A 14,610-nucleotide genomic window follows, 5' to 3' on the forward strand; every position below is an offset into this window, starting at 1 on the left:
TGCGGTCGGGGCCGGTCGTTTCGCTGATCGAACGCGCGCCGTCGGAAAAGGCGGAGAGGGGAGGCGGCAGGGGGCCGGACGCGGGTGAGCGTGCCCGACGGGGCGTCGACGGCCCCCGAAAGTAATATCGCCCGGATCAGATGCCCCCGTAACCGCGACATGAACCGGAAGGTAGCAGCGCGCCCGCTCGGGCGGGAGGGTCATGGGATGTTCAAGTGGCCTTTTCCCCGTCCCCTTCCGTGATTCTTCACCGGGGTCGCACAGGTGGTGTCCACCAGCGGGGTGAGCACCGGCGCCTTGCGTGCGGCCGGGATCCGGGGCTGCTGTTCCAGACCGAAGGTGGTGAACGCCGTACGGCTGGGGAGGGCGTAAGTGTCCTTGCCGGTCACGGAGTTGAGGATGGCCGCGCTGCGCCAGGCCGCGAGGCCCAGGTCGGGGGTGCCGATGCCGTGGGTGTGGCGTTCGGCGTTCTGGACGTAGACGTGGCAGCCGGAGCCGCTGACGGACGGGTCCATGACCAGGCGGTGTCGGTCGTCGATCCGGGGGCGTTCCCGGCCGTCGCGGCGCAGGTAGGGGTCGAGGCCCGCGAGGATGCGGTCGAGGGAGCGCTCGCGGTAGCCGGTGGCCAGCACGACCGCGTCGGTGGTCATGCGGGAGCGGGTGTTCTGGTGGACGTGCTCCAGGTGGAGCTCCACCTTGGTCGTGGCGACACGGCCGGCGGTGCGCACCCGGACCCCGGGCGTGAGCACGGCGTCGGGCCAGCCGCCGTGCAGGGTGCGGCGGTAGAGCTCGTCGTGGATGGCGGCGAGGGTGGCGGCGTCGATGCCCTTGTGGAGCTGCCACTGGGAGGCGAGGAGCTGGTCGCGGACCGGTTCGGCGAGGGCGTGGAAGTAGCGCGTGTAGTCCGGGGTGAAGTGCTCCAGGCCCAGCTTGGAGTACTCCATGGGCGCGAAGGCCTCGGTGCGGCCGAGCCAGTGGAGCTTCTCACGCCCGACGGGGCGGCGCCGGAGCAGGTCCAGGAAGATCTCGGCGCCCGACTGTCCCGAGCCGATGACAGTGACGTGCTCGGCGGCGAGGAGCCGCTCGCGGTGGTCGAGGTAGTCCGCGGCGTGGATGACGGGCACGGCGGGCGCGTCGACGAGGGGCCGCAGCGGGTCGGGGACGTACGGCTCGGTGCCGATACCGAGGACGATGTTGCGCGCGTACGTACGGCCGAGCCCCTCGGCCTCGCCGTCGGGCGCGATGCGGGTGAAGTCGACCTCGAAGACGTCGCGCTCGGGGTTGAAGCGGACCGCGTCGACCTGGTGGCCGAAGCACAGTCCGGTGAGGCTCTCGCAGACCCAGCGGCAGTAGGCGTCGTACTCGGCGCGCTGGATGTGGAAGCGCTCGGCGAAGTAGAAGGGGAAGAGCCGGTCGCGGGCCCGGAGGTAGTTGAGGAAGGACCAGGGGCTGGCGGGGTCGGCGAGGGTCACCAGGTCGGCGAGGAAGGGGACCTGGACCCGGGAGCCGTCGATGAGGAGCCCCGGGTGCCAGGCGAAGGCGGTGCGCTGTTCGTAGAAGACGGCGTCGAGTCCGGCGAGGGGCTGGGCGAGGGCGGCGAGGGAGAGGTTGAACGGGCCGATGCCGATGCCGACGAGGTCGCGGGGGGTGTCGGGGTCCTGGCGCGAGGGGTTGGGGTGCGCGTCGGCAGGGGGGTTCGACTGCGGGCTCATCCGGGGGTGTTTCCTTCCACCAGTTGCAGGAGGGCGGCCAGGTCGTCCGGGCGCGTGCGGGGGTTGAGGAGCGTGGCCTTCAACCACAGGCGCCCGTCCGTGCGGGCCCGGCCGAGGACGGCGCGGCCGTCGATGAGAAGCCTGCGGCGTACGGCGGCGACGGTGTCGTCGGCGGCGTGTGCGGGCCGGAACAGGACCGTGCTGAGGGTGGGCCGGTCGTAGAGCTCGAAGCCGGGGTGGTCGTGGACGAGGGCGGCGAACTCGCGGGCGTGGTCGCAGACTTGCTCGACCAGTCGGCCGAGGCCGGTGCGGCCGAGGGTCTTGAGGGTGACGGCGATCTTCAGGACGTCGGGCCTGCGGCTGGTGCGCAGGGACAGGCCGAGCAGATCGGGCAGGCCGGCGTCGGTGTCGTCGTCGGCGTTGAGGTAGTCGGCGCGGTGGTGCAGCACGGCGAGGTCGCCTCGGTCCCGGACCGCGAGCACACCGGCGGCGACCGGCTGCCAGCCGAGCTTGTGCAGGTCGAGGGTGACGGTGTCGGCGGCGTCGAGGCCGGTGAGCCGATCGCGGTACCGGCCGCTGAAGAGCAGGCCGCCCCCGTAGGCGGCGTCGATGTGCAGCCGGGCGCCGTGGGACGCGCACACGGCGGCGATCTCGGGCAGCGGGTCGACGATCCCGGCGTCGGTGGTGCCGGCGGTGGCGGTGACCAGATGCGGGCCGGGCAGCTCGGTGAGGGCCTCGTCGAGGGCGGCGGGGTCGAGGGCACCGGCCGGGGCGGGCACCACGACGGGCTCGGACAGCCCGAGCAGCCAGGCGGCCCGGGGCAGCGAGTGGTGGGCGTTGGCGCCGTGCACCAGCCTTACGCCGGCGCCCTGTGCCTCCCTGGCGAGGAGGAGGGCGAGCTGGTTGGACTCGGTGCCGCCGGTGGTGATCAGGGCGGCGGGGCCGGGGCCGGTCCGAGTCGCGCGCCCGTACACCTCGCTCGCGAGCACCCCTGTCACCAGCGCCTCCAGCTCCGACGCGCCCGGTGCCTGGTCCCAGGAGTCCAGGGAGGGGTTGAGGACACAGACGGCGAGGTCGGCCGCGGTGGCGAGGGCGAGGGGCGGGCAGTGCAGGTGGGCGGTGCAGAAGGGGTCCGCGGGGTCGGCGGCGGCCTCCGCCAGGGCGCGGACGACGGTGTGCAGGGCGTTCGGATCGCCCTGGTCCGGCAGTACGTCCCCGACCGCGGCCCGTACGCGCGCGGCCACCGCCGCCGGACCGCCCGAGGGCAGCGGTCCCCCGCGCGCCTTGGCGCCCTCGTCGAGCGCGTCGAGCACGGTGTCCAGCAACGGCCGCAGGGCGTGCGGACCTTCGGGGCCTGACGCGAGCGACGGCGAGGTGCTCATCGTGTCCTCCCGGGCGCTGGACAAGGGGGACTTCCAGCTTGTACCCGGATGCACGATGGCGCCCGAAAAGCCCAATGAGCGGAACCCGAAAGGGGGTACTTTCGTACGGGGAAAGCGTGTCGGATGCCGTGTGCCGAGTTCGGCGGAGTAGGGGGCGGCCGGCCGGCCCGGCGCCCCCTACGTCGGAGGTACTAGCCCTTCCGGCCCTCCCGCACCCGCAACGCCCGTGCCAGGTCGTCGAGTTGGTCGGCGAGCCTGCGGCGCAGCGCCGGGATCGGATCGCCGTCGCGCAGGCATTCCTCGCCCAAACGCAGGGTCTCGGTGTCGTCGGCGTACGCCGGGAAGGCGAAGCGGCCGGCGGCGTCGGCGATGGCGGGGCCGCGGCGGGCGGCGACGGCGACCGCGTCCTTGTAGTAGCGCGGCACGTACTGCCGTACCAGGTCCGCCTGTTCGGGCTGCCAGAAGCCCTGGGCGGTCGCGCTGAAGAGGTAGTTGGACAGCTCGGTGCTCTCGTCGGCGGCGAACATGGCCTCCCATGCCCGCGCCTTGGCCGCCTCGTCGGGCAGGGCGGCCCGGCAGCGGGCGGCGCCCTCCTGGCCGGTGGCGCTCGGGTCACGCTCGAGCTCGGCGGCGATGGCGGCCTCGTCGACGGCGCCGAGCACGGCGAGCCGGCCGAGGACGCGCCAGCGCAGCTCGGGGTCGAGCTCGGGTCCGCCGGGCACGGTGCCGTCGGCGAGCCAGGCGGCGATCGTGTCGGGGTGGGCGGCGACGTCGATGAAGTGGCGTACGGCGATGAGGCGCAGGCCGGGGTTGTCGCCGTCCTCGGTGCGGCGGATGAGGTCGCGGCACAGGGCGGACAGGGTGGCCAGGGCGGCGGGCCGCTCCTCGGCGGTGAGGTAGCGGCCGGCGATCTGCCCGGTGGCGAAGGCGAGCACGCCCTGCACCACGGCGAGGTCGGTCTCGCGCGGCAGGTGGGTGCGGGCGGCCTCCAGATAGGCGGTGGCGGCCAGTTCGCCGTCGCGGACGGCGTCCCGCAGGGCGTTCCAGACGACCGCACGGGTCAGCGGGTCGGGCAGGCCGGCCAGGCCCGTCCGGACCGTCTCGAAGGACTCGGGGTCGAAGCGGACCTTGGCGTAGGTCAGGTCGCCGTCGTTGAGCAGCAGCAGGGCCGGCCGCTTGCCGATGGGCTGCGGGGCGGACTGCGGGATGTCGAGGTCGACGCGCTCGCGCAGGGTGAGGTGGCCGTCGTTGTCGCCGAGGTCCTGGGCGTACAGGCCGACGGCGATGCGGTGCGGGCGGCTGCCCGCGTGGCCGACGGTGAGGGTGTACGTGCCGTTGTCGCCGGCGGTGACGGACGGGGTGAGGGTGTCGACGCCGGTGGTGCGCAGCCAGCTGTCGGCCCAGGCGTGCACATCGCGCTCGGTGTTGGCGGCGAGGGAGTCGATGAAGTCGGCGAGGGTGGCGTTGGCGAACTTGTGGCGGGCGAAGTGGGTGTTGATGCCGGCCAGGAAGTCCTTCTCGCCGAGCCAGGTCACGAGCTGGCGCAGCGCGGAGGCGCCCTTGGCGTAGGAGATGCCGTCGAAGTTGAGCATGGCGGAGGCCGTGTCGTCGACGGCCTCGGGGGCCACGGGGTGGGTGGAGGGCCGCTGGTCGGCGTCGTAGCCCCAGGACTTGCGGGCGACGCCGAAGTCGACCCAGGTGTCGGTGAAGCGGGTGGCCTCGGCGCAGATCTGGTAGCCCATGTACTCGGCGAAGGACTCGTTCAGCCAGATGTCGTCCCACCAGCGCAGCGTGACGAGGTCGCCGAACCACATGTGGGCCATCTCGTGGGCGATGACCATGGCGCGGGTCTGCCGCTCGGTGTCGGTCACGGCGGAGCGGTAGACGAACTCGTCGCGGAAGGTGACCAGGCCGGGGTTCTCCATGGCGCCGGCGTTGAACTCGGGGACGAACGCCTGGTCGTAGGAGTCGAAGGGGTAGGGCTCGTCGAACTTCTCGTGGAAGCGGTCGAAGCACTGCCGGGTGACCTGCAGCAGCTCGTCGGCGTCCGCGTCCAGGTGGGGGGCGAGGGAGCGGCGGCAGTGGATGCCGAAGGGCAGGCCGCGGTGCTCGGTGCGCACCGAGTGCCAGGGGCCGGCGGCCACGGCGACGAGGTAGGTGGAGATCAGCGGGGTGGGCGCGGCCTGCCAGCGGCCCTCGCCGAGGTGCTCGGTGATGCCGTTGGCGAGGACGGTCCAGCCCTCGGGGGCGGTGACGGACAGGGCGAAGACGGCCTTGAGGTCCGGCTGGTCGAAGGCGGCGAAGACGCGCTGGACGTCCTCCATGAACAGCTGGGTGTAGAGGTACGTCTCGCCGTCGGTGGGGTCGGTGAAGCGGTGCATGCCCTCGCCGGTGCGGGAGTAGCGCATGGCCGCGTCGAAGCGCAGTTCGTGCTCACCGGCGGTGAGGTTCTTCAGGGGCAGCCGGTTCCCGTCCAGGGTCTGCGGGTCCAGGGGCTGACCGTCCAGCGTGACGGAGCGCAGCTCGGCCGGCTTGATCTCGACGAAGGTGTCCGCGTCCGCGCGCGCGGTGAACGCGATGACGGTGCGGGAGTCGAAGGTCTCGTCCCCGGTCGTCAGGTCGAGTTCGATCGTGTAGCGGTGGACGTCGAGGAGCTGGGCACGGATCTGCGCTTCGTCGCGCGTGAGTACGGACATGCAGGACATGCTGCCTGATGGCACCGACATGGCACAGGGGTGGATCAGTAAGCGAACTATGTCCGGTCTGTGGTCGACGTGGCCGTCGGGCTGTCGCGCTGGGGCGGGACGCGGGCGTCGGGGTGGGGCAGGGCGGGGCGCGGCTCGGGTTCCGGGGCGTCGGCGGGGCCCTTGACCAGGGCGCGCAGGGTGCGGACCTCCTCCTCCAAGGCGCGGTGGCGCTGGTAGGCGTCGTACAGGTAGCGGACCTTGGTGCGCAGCGCCCAGGGGTCGATGGGCTTCATGACCAGGTCCGCGACGCCGAGTCCGAAAGCGGCGGCCGTCAGGTCGTGATCGGCGCCGAAACCGGTGAGCAGGATGACCGGAATGTGCTGGGTCTGCTCCACGCGTCGCATGTACCGCACCACGTCCAGGCCGCTGACGCCCGGCATCCGGACGTCCAGGAGGAGCAGCCCGACCTGGCCGCGGAGCACCTGCTTGAGCGCCTCGTCACCGCTGGTGGCACGGCCGAGCCGGTAGCCCAGCGGGGCCAGGGCGCTCTCCAGCGCGTACAGCGTCTCCTCGTGGTCGTCGACGATGAGGATCTTGGCATCCGACGGCATGGCCCGACGTCCCTCCCGCGTGGACATCCGGAGTATGTCCGGGGGCGCTGACGGAGCGTGCGTGTCAGCTGGCATGCGGTGCACAGCGCAGCATGCCCCGCGCGGGCCGCCCTGTCACTCCCCGGGAAGGGCCAGTAGGCGTCAGTTCGCCGTGGGCGCAGCGCCGTTGACCGTGTAGTCGGCGGTCTCGGCGGTCTCGGCGGTCTCGGCGATGCTCTCGTGGTGCCGGATCACCTCGGCGATGATGAAGTTGAGGAACTTCTCGGCGAACGCCGGGTCGAGCTTGGCGTTCTCGGCGAGGGTGCGCAGCCGGGCGATCTGCCGGGACTCGCGGGCCGGGTCGGCCGGCGGGAGCTGGTGGCGGGCCTTGAGGTGGCCGACCTGCTGGGTGCACTTGAAGCGTTCGGCGAGCATGTGGACGACGGCCGCGTCGATGTTGTCGATGCTGTCGCGCAGCCGGGCGAGCTCCTCGCGCACAGCGGGGTCGACGTCGCCTGGGGACATGTTGCTGGTCATGGGGGTTCAGCCTACGGGGCGCCCGGAGCGGTCGTCCGTTCGATCCGGGGCGGGTCGTCGGGGTCGGGGACCTGTTCGCTCCGGCCGCCGGGGACCGCGCGGCCCTGCTGGGCGCGGAAGCGGACCTGCGCCATGCCGACGCGCTGGGTGAACAGGCGGGAGAAGTAGGCGGGGTCGTCGTAGCCGACGCGGCGGGCGACGGCGGCGACCGGCAGCTCGATGGCGGCGAGGAGTTCCTTGGCACGGATCAGGCGGATGCCGAGCAGACAGTCCTTGGGCTGCATCCGGCGCCCCTGCGGACGGCCGCGCGCAGTTCGGCGGGGGTCATGCCGTGCCGGGCGGCGTGCTCGGCGACCGTCAGCGGCAGGCAGGCGTCGCGGGCGAGGGCCTCGAGGACAACGTGCCCGTCCGGGGCCAGGTCGGCACGCGCGCGGCGCAGGGCGACGAGGAGTTCGTGGACGGCGGCCCCGGTCTCCACCTCCAGGAGCGGGTTGTCGCGGCGGGCGGCGCGGGCCATGCGCCCGATGACGGCACGCGGGCCGGAGGCGTCGGAGAGCGGCACGACGGTCGATCGAGCCGAGTTCGGTGTACGGCGCGGTGGCGGGCCCGGGACGGCCCGGCGGGGATCCGGCGAGCCGGACACCCCGGTGCTCCGGGCCGTCTGACGCACATCGGTGCGCCGGTCGCCTACAGCGCGGACGCCGCCCTGGCGATGTCCTTCGCGAAGTGGCTGACCTCGGTGTAGATGCCCGGCACACCGGCGCGGGCGCAACCGTCGCCCCAGCTGACGATGCCGACCTGGATCCACTTGCCCGCGTCGTCCTTGCGGAACATGGGGCCGCCGGAGTCGCCCTGGCAGGTGTCGATGCCGCCGCTCTGCCAGCCGGCGCACAGTTCCTCCTTCGACACCAGCCGGTTTCCGTAGTGCCGCTTGCACACGCGGTCGGCGACGAAGGGAACGGTGGCCTTGCGGAGCTTGGTCGTGCCCGTGTTGGCCCCCTCCTCCATGTCGCCCCACCCGGCGATCGTGAACATGCCGCGGTTGTACCGGTCCGTGGTGGCGATCTTCAGCGTCGGCTTGTCGATGGGCCGGGCGAGCTTGATGAGCGCCCAGTCCTTGCCGGTGCCGTTGTAACCCGGCGCCACCTTGACCTTGGTCGACTTGACCTTGATCGCCGCGGAGGAGTTCAGGTCGTTGACACCCGCGGTGACGGTGATGCGGTTGTTGTTGCCGGAGCCGTCCATGCAGTGGGCCGCGGTCAGCACCACGTCCTTCTTGTAGAGCGCCCCGCCGCAGCCCATCGACAGATGGACCATGAACGGGAACTCGTTCTGCGCGGCGGGCGTTCCTCCGACGACACGGGTGGAGGCGGCCTGCGCGCTGACCGGCTGGAGAGAGGCGACCGCGAGCGCCACGGCACCGGCCGCCGCGGCTCTCTTCGCCAGGGAGATGCCAGATCTCCGGGATATGTTATGGCTCAACATTCGTCCTTTCGTGGGGGGTTGAGCGACCCGGAGTATGAAGATCGAACGGCGTGCATGACAAGGACGGATCTCACGCCCCCGCGATGGAACCCGACCAGGGAAAAACCCCTCACATCCCCGTAGAGTGGAATCGGTTTCCAGGCGTCTTGGGGGTAAGGGCGTGGCGAACGGCGGACCGGTCCAGCACGGCTTCCCGCACCTGGAGACGGTGCGGGCCTCGATCACCGCGCTCTACAGGCGGCTGTCGTACGACACCGTCCAGACGTTCGACACCAGCGTGGCGCCGGCCGACGTGGCCTTCTGCGACACGGACGACCTGTATCTGGGCGCCCAGCGGGTGGCCCACGAGCTGGTGCGGCACTACCGCCTGCCGGACGCCCGGCTGATCGTCAGCTTCCGGGAGATGAGCCACGCGGCCAACGTCGAACTGGCCGCCGGGCCGGAGTACTTCGTCGAGCTCAACGACCGCTTCCGCACCCACCGCAGGGACATCGGCGCGGCGCTCGCCCACGAGGTGATGCACGTGTACCTGCATCGCCTCGGCCTCGCCTTCCCCGGCACGCGGGACAACGAGATCCTCACGGACACGGCGACGACGTATCTCGGCGCCGGCTGGCTGCTCCTCGACGCCTACCGGGAGGACTCGGCGTCCTCGCAGAAGCTCGGCTATCTGACGCCGGAGGAGTTCGGGTACGTCCTCGCCAAGCGGGCGCTGGTCTTCGCCGAGGACCCGTCGGTGTGGTTCACCAGCCCCCAGGCGTACCCGGCGTATGTGAAGGGCATGGCCGAGGCCCGCCGCGACGAGACGCAGCCACCGCTGACGGCGGCGGGCTGGGCGGGCCGGCGGCGGTACGCCCGGGACCGGCGGCACGCCCAGGACCGGCCCGGGGCCGGCCCCTCGACGGGGGAGCCGTACACGTTCACGCCGGACGGGCGGGGGCCGCTCAGGGTGTCGTTTCCGTGTCCTACGTGTCAGCAGCGGATTCGGGTGCCGGTGCGGGGGCGCGTCCGCGCGCGGTGCGGGTTGTGCCGGACGGTGCTCGAATGTGACACGTGACGCCTGATGGGGTGGCACCGTTTGCTGTCGGGCGTGTGCGGGTGCGATGTGGCTGGTCGCGCAGTTCCCCGCGCCCTTTCGGGGCGTTGCCTCACCCTCCGTACACCGCCCCCGGCACCTCCGCCTCCCCCAGCAGCTTCAGCGCCGTCTCCCCCGCCTCCTCCGGCGTCCACCGCGCGCCTTTGTCCACCGTCGGCCCGGCCCGCCACCCCTCCATCACCGTGATCCGCCCGCCCTCGGCCTCGAAGACCCGGCCCGTCACCCCGGCGCTCGTCGCCGAGCCCAGCCACACGACCAGCGGGGAGACGTTCTCCGGGGCCATGGCGTCGAAGCCGGTGTCAGGGGCCGCCATGGAGGCCGCGAAGGCGCGCTCCGTCATGCGGGTGCGCGCCGCCGGGGCGATCGCGTTGACCTGGACGCCGTAGCGGGCCAGTTCGGCCGCCGCGACCAGGGTGAGCCCGACGATCCCGGCCTTCGCGGCGCTGTAGTTGCCCTGTCCGAGCGAGCCCAACAGTCCTGCTCCGCTGCTCGTGTTGACGACCCGGGCGGTCGGCGTGCGCCCCGCCTTCGCCTCGGCCCGCCAGTGCGCGGCCGCGTGCTTCAGGGGCAGGAAGTGGCCCTTGAGGTGGACGCGTACGACGGCGTCCCAGTCGTCCTCGTCGAGGTTGACCAGCATGCGGTCGCGCAGGAACCCGGCGTTGTTGACGAGCGTGTCGAGGCGGCCGTACGTCTCGACCGCGGCGGCCACCAGGGAGCCGGCCCCGGTGCTCGTCGCCACGTCGCCGCCGTGCGCGATCGCCTCGCCGCCCGCCGCGCGGATCTCGTCGGCCACCCGCCGGGCGGGGCTGTCGGCGGCCGGTGTGCCGTCGAGACCGACGCCGAGGTCGTTGACGACGACCTGCGCCCCCGCGGCCGCGAACGCCAGCGCGTGCGCGCGGCCGAGCCCCCGGCCCGCGCCGGTGACGACGACGACCCGCCCCTCGCAGATCCGGCTCATGTCATGCCTCCTTGTTGACCGTTGCGGCATCCAGGAACGCGGGACGCTCTCCCCCGCCGTGCACGAGCAGGCTCGCCCCGCTGACGTAGGCGGCGGCCTCGGAGGCGAGGAAGACGGCGGCCGCGCCGACGTCGGCCGGTTCGGCGAGGCGGCCGAGCGGGACGGTGCGGGAGACCCCGGCGATGCCGTCCTCGCCGCCGTAGTGGAGGTGGGCCAGTTCGGTGCGGACCATGCCGACGACCAGCGTGTTGACCCTGACCTCCGGTGCCCACTCGACCGCCATCGAGCGGGCCAGGCTCTCCAGCCCGGCCTTGGCCGCGCCGTACGCGGCCGATCCGGGCGAGGGCCGGCCGCCGCTGACGCTGCCGATCATCACCACGGAGCCGTGGGACCGCCGCAGGTGCTCGTACGCGGCCAGGGAGGCCGTCAGCGGGGCGACGAGGTTCAGCTCGATCACGCGCGCGTGCCGCTCGGCGTCCGCGTCCGCCAACCGTCGGTACGGTGTGCCACCCGCGTTGTTGACGAGGACGTCCAGGCGGGGCAGGGCGGCGAAGAAGTCCCGGACGGCGGCGGGGTCGCGCAGGTCGAGCGGTCTGAACTCAGCCCCCGCGACAGGGACTTCGGGCGCCCTGCGGGCACAGACCAGGACCTCGGCACCCGCCTCGGCGAAGGCCCTCGCCACGCCGGCGCCGACGCCCCTGGTACCGCCCGTGACGACAACTGCCTTCCCGTCCAGCCTCATTCGCGGCTACCCTTCACCTAACAAACGTTTGGTGGAAAGGTAGCTGATGCGGCCATGGGTGTCTCCACCTCGTTCCCGGAAAAGGAACCCGGGCAGAACGGAATCGCGGTCGTCACGGTCGACTTCCCACCCGTGAACGCGCTGCCGGTGGCCGGCTGGTCCGCCCTGGCCGACGCGGTGCGGGCGGCGGGCCGCGATCCGGAGATCCGGTGCGTCGTCCTGGCGGCGGAGGGGCGCGGGTTCAACGCGGGCGTGGACATCAAGGAGTTGCAGCGCGACGGCGACGGCGCACTGATCGGCGTGAACCACGCCTGCGCGGACGCCTTCGCCGCGGTGTACGACTGCGAGGTCCCGGTCGTCGCGGCGGTGCACGGCTTCTGCCTGGGCGGCGGGATCGGCCTGGTGGGCAACGCGGACGCGATCGTGGCGAGCGACGACGCGACGTTCGGGCTGCCCGAGCTGGACCGGGGCGCCCTGGGCGCGGCCACCCACCTGGCCCGCCTCGTCCCCCAGCACCTGATGCGCGCCCTGTACTACACCTCGCGCACGGCGACCGCCGCCGAGCTGCACGCCCACGGCTCGGTGTGGCGGGTCGTACCGCGTGAGGAACTGCGCGCTACGGCCATGGAGTTGGCGCGCGAGATCGCCGCGAAGGACGGGCAGTTGCTGCGCCTGGCCAAGGCCGCGATCAACGGCATCGACCCGGTCGACGTCCGCCGCAGCTACCGCTTCGAGCAGGGCTTCACCTTCGAGGCGGGCCTCAGCGGGGTGGCCGACCGGGTCCGGGACGGCTTCGGAAGGGACGGTGGCTGAGTGAGCGACAAGACGACGACGGCGGACGAGGCGGTGGCCCGGCTGCGCAGCGGCATGACGCTCGGCATCGGCGGCTGGGGCTCACGCCGCAAACCGATGGCGCTGGTGCGCGCGCTGCTGCGCTCCGAGGTCACCGACCTCACGATCGTCTCGTACGGCGGCCCCGACGTCGGCATGCTGGCCGCCGCGGGGCGGATCCGCAAGCTGGTCGCTCCCTTCGTCACCCTCGACTCGATCCCGCTGGAGCCGCACTACCGCGCGGCCCGCGAGCGGGGCGCCTTCGAGCTGACGGAGATCGACGAGGCGATGTTCATGTGGGGCCTGCGGGCCGCGGCGAACCGGCTGCCCTTCCTGCCGGTCCGGGCGGGCCTCGGCTCGGACGTGATGCGGGTCAACCCCGGCCTGCGCACGGTGACGTCGCCCTACGACGACGGCGAGACGTTCGTCGCGATGCCGGCCCTGCGCCTGGACGCGGCCCTGGTGCACGTCAACCGGGCGGACCGGCTGGGCAACGGGCAGTATCTGGGCCCGGACCCCTACTTCGACGACCTGTTCTGCGAGGCGGCCGACACCGCGTACCTGTCCTGCGAGCGGATCGTCGACACCGCCGAGCTGACGAAGGACGCGGCGCCGCAGACCCTGCTGGTCAAACGGCATGTGGTGACGGGGGTCGTGGAGGCGCCGGGCGGCGCGCACTTCACGTCCTGCGCCCCTGACTACGGCCGGGACGAGGCGTTGCAGAAGCGGTACGCGACCACACCGTGGCCGGAGTTCGCGGCGCGCTACCTCGCCGGGGACGAGCAGGCGTACCGGTCGGCGGCCCGGGAGGACTCATGACGACACGTGCCGAGTACTGCGTGATCGCCTGCGCCGAGGCCTGGCGCGACGGCGGCGAGATCCTGGCGAGCCCGATGGGTCTGATCCCGTCCGTGGGCGCCCGGCTGGCGCGGCTCACCTTCGCACCGGAGCTGCTGCTGACCGACGGCGAGGCGACGATCGTCCGCCCGGACGGCACCGCCGAGGGCTGGCTGCCCTACCGGCAGCACCTGAGCCTGGTCACGAGCGGCCGGCGGCACGTGATGATGGGCGCGAGCCAGATCGACCGGTACGGCAACCAGAACATCTCCTGCATCGGCGACTGGGCGCGGCCGAAGCGGCAGCTGCTCGGGGTGCGCGGGGCGCCGGTCAACACGCTCAACAACCCGACGAGTTACTGGATCCCGAAGCACTCCCGGCGGGTGTTCGTGGAGCGGGTCGACATGGTGTGCGGCGTCGGGTACGACCGCGCGGCCGAGGCCGGGGCCCGCCACCACCGCATTCCCCGGGTCGTGTCCGACCTGGGCGTCTTCGACTTCGCGACCCCCGACCACAGCATGCGGCTGGCCGCGCTGCACCCCGGGGTGAGCGTCGACGAGGTGCGCGAGGCCACGGGGTTCGCGCTCGCGGTCCCCGACGAGGTGCCGTTCACCCGCGAGCCGACCGCCGGTGAGCTGCGTCTGATCCGGCAGGTGATCGACCCGGGGAACAGCCGGGCACGGGAGGTCCCGCTCTGATGGAGACCGCGCTGACCCGACTGGTCGGGGTCCGGCATCCAGTGGTGCAGACCGGCATGGGCTGGGTGGCGGGCCCCCGGCTGGTCTCGGCCACGGCGAACGCGGGAGCGCTCGGCATCCTCGCCTCGGCGACGATGTCGGTCGACCGGCTGCGCGAGGCGATCCGGGAGGTCAAGTCCCGTACCGACGCGCCGTTCGGGGTGAACCTCCGGGCGGACGCGTCGGACGCCGGCGACCGGGTGAGTGTGATGATCGCCGAGGGGGTGCGGGTCGCCTCCTTCGCCCTCGCGCCCTCCCGGGAGCTGATGGCCGAGCTCAAGGACGCGGGCGTGGCCGTCATCCCCTCGATAGGCGCCCGGCGGCACGCCGAGAAGGTCGCCGCCTGGGGTGCGGACGCGGTGATCGTGCAGGGCGGGGAGGGCGGCGGGCACACCGGTGAGGTGGCGACGACGGTGCTGCTGCCGCAGGTGGTCGACGCCGTCGACATCCCGGTCGTGGCGGCGGGCGGCTTCTTCGACGGGCGGGGGCTGGTCGCGGCGCTGGCCTACGGGGCGGCGGGCATCGCCATGGGCACGCGGTTCCTGCTGACGTCGGACTCGACGGTGCCGGACGCGGTGAAGGCGCGGTACCTGGCGGCGACGGTACGGGACGTCACGGTCACCACGGCCGTGGACGGCCTGCCCCACCGCATGCTGCGCACGGACCTGGTCGACGCCCTGGAGCGCTCGGGCCGGACCAGGGCTCTGGTGCGGGCGATCCGCAGAGCGGCCGGCTACCGGAAGCTGTCGGGCACGACCTGGCGCCGGATGATCCAGGACGGCCGCGCGCTCCGGCACGGCAAGGACCTGGCGTGGAGCCAGGTCCTGCTCGCCGCGAACACACCGATGCTGCTGAGGGCGTCCATGGTGGACGGCCGTACGGATCTGGGCGTGATGGCGTCCGGACAGGTCGCCGGCCTGATCGACGACCTGCCGTCGTGCGCGGAGCTGGTGGAGCGGATCATGAAGGAGGCGGCGGAGGCCCAGGAGCGCCTCACGGCCCTCGGGAACGGCTGA

Annotated in this window: 13 protein-coding genes and 1 pseudogene; 5 read left to right on the forward strand and 9 right to left on the reverse strand. The window is 72.7% G+C overall.

Going from position 1 to position 14,610, the window contains the following annotated elements; all coding sequences use genetic code 11:
* Positions 1–200: 200 nt before the first annotated feature.
* From ACIRD7_RS22105 to ACIRD7_RS22135, 7 genes and pseudogenes are all read right to left on the reverse strand, one after another.
* A complete protein-coding gene (locus tag ACIRD7_RS22105; RefSeq protein ID WP_403455757.1) occupies positions 201–1,712 on the reverse strand; it encodes a lysine N(6)-hydroxylase/L-ornithine N(5)-oxygenase family protein in 1,512 nt (503 codons plus the stop codon).
* Positions 1,709–3,094 (reverse strand): pyridoxal phosphate-dependent decarboxylase family protein, encoded by a 1,386-nt coding sequence (locus ACIRD7_RS22110; RefSeq protein WP_403455760.1) that lies wholly within the window; start codon positions 3,092–3,094, stop codon positions 1,709–1,711. Before ACIRD7_RS22110 ends, ACIRD7_RS22105 begins: the two co-directional genes overlap by 4 nt.
* A 191-nt stretch (positions 3,095–3,285) precedes the next feature.
* On the reverse strand, positions 3,286–5,790 hold the full coding sequence (gene pepN, locus ACIRD7_RS22115) for an aminopeptidase N (protein ID WP_403455763.1): 2,505 nt from the start codon (positions 5,788–5,790) through the stop codon (positions 3,286–3,288).
* 56 nt (positions 5,791–5,846) lie between these two features.
* Positions 5,847–6,392 (reverse strand): two-component system response regulator, encoded by a 546-nt coding sequence (locus ACIRD7_RS22120; protein WP_403455765.1) that lies wholly within the window; start codon positions 6,390–6,392, stop codon positions 5,847–5,849.
* A gap of 141 nt (positions 6,393–6,533) precedes the next feature.
* Positions 6,534–6,908: a chorismate mutase gene (locus tag ACIRD7_RS22125; RefSeq protein WP_403455767.1), complete on the reverse strand. Its 375-nt coding sequence runs from the start codon at positions 6,906–6,908 to the stop codon at positions 6,534–6,536.
* Between the two features lie 11 nt (positions 6,909–6,919).
* Positions 6,920–7,519 (reverse strand): annotated as a pseudogene (locus tag ACIRD7_RS22130) (helix-turn-helix domain-containing protein); the annotation flags it as partial.
* Between the two features lie 76 nt (positions 7,520–7,595).
* Positions 7,596–8,393: a S1 family peptidase gene (locus tag ACIRD7_RS22135; protein WP_403455769.1), complete on the reverse strand. Its 798-nt coding sequence runs from the start codon at positions 8,391–8,393 to the stop codon at positions 7,596–7,598.
* 160 nt (positions 8,394–8,553) lie between these two features.
* Here ACIRD7_RS22135 and ACIRD7_RS22140 point away from each other — a divergent pair, with 160 nt between their 5' ends.
* Positions 8,554–9,450, forward strand: coding sequence for a hypothetical protein (locus ACIRD7_RS22140; RefSeq protein ID WP_403455770.1), 897 nt, complete (start codon positions 8,554–8,556; stop codon positions 9,448–9,450).
* Positions 9,451–9,541: 91 nt separating this feature from the next.
* On the opposite strand, the gene ACIRD7_RS22145 is transcribed toward ACIRD7_RS22140, so the two are convergent.
* Positions 9,542–10,447 (reverse strand): SDR family oxidoreductase, encoded by a 906-nt coding sequence (locus tag ACIRD7_RS22145; protein ID WP_403455772.1) that lies wholly within the window; start codon positions 10,445–10,447, stop codon positions 9,542–9,544.
* A gap of 1 nt (position 10,448) precedes the next feature.
* On the reverse strand, positions 10,449–11,189 hold the full coding sequence (locus tag ACIRD7_RS22150) for an SDR family oxidoreductase (protein ID WP_403455775.1): 741 nt from the start codon (positions 11,187–11,189) through the stop codon (positions 10,449–10,451).
* Positions 11,190–11,243: 54 nt separating this feature from the next.
* Between ACIRD7_RS22150 and ACIRD7_RS22155 the strand changes: the two genes are divergently transcribed.
* From ACIRD7_RS22155 to ACIRD7_RS22170, 4 genes are read left to right on the forward strand one after another with little or no spacing between them, the layout of a single operon-like run.
* Positions 11,244–12,002, forward strand: coding sequence for an enoyl-CoA hydratase family protein (locus ACIRD7_RS22155; protein ID WP_403455778.1), 759 nt, complete (start codon positions 11,244–11,246; stop codon positions 12,000–12,002).
* Positions 12,003–12,839 carry a CoA transferase subunit A gene (locus ACIRD7_RS22160; protein WP_403455780.1) on the forward strand — a complete coding sequence of 279 codons (837 nt, stop codon included), beginning with the start codon at positions 12,003–12,005 and terminating at the stop codon, positions 12,837–12,839.
* Complete coding sequence (locus ACIRD7_RS22165; protein ID WP_403455782.1) at positions 12,836–13,555, forward strand: CoA-transferase subunit beta; 720 nt, start codon at positions 12,836–12,838, stop codon at positions 13,553–13,555. Before ACIRD7_RS22160 ends, ACIRD7_RS22165 begins: the two co-directional genes overlap by 4 nt.
* Positions 13,555–14,610, forward strand: a complete 1,056-nt coding sequence (locus ACIRD7_RS22170) for an NAD(P)H-dependent flavin oxidoreductase (protein WP_403455783.1) — start codon at positions 13,555–13,557, stop codon at positions 14,608–14,610. Before ACIRD7_RS22165 ends, ACIRD7_RS22170 begins: the two co-directional genes overlap by 1 nt.

The sequence above is a fragment of the Streptomyces sp. NPDC093568 genome, assembly GCF_044764945.1.
Classification (GTDB): Bacteria; Actinomycetota; Actinomycetes; order Streptomycetales; family Streptomycetaceae; genus Streptomyces.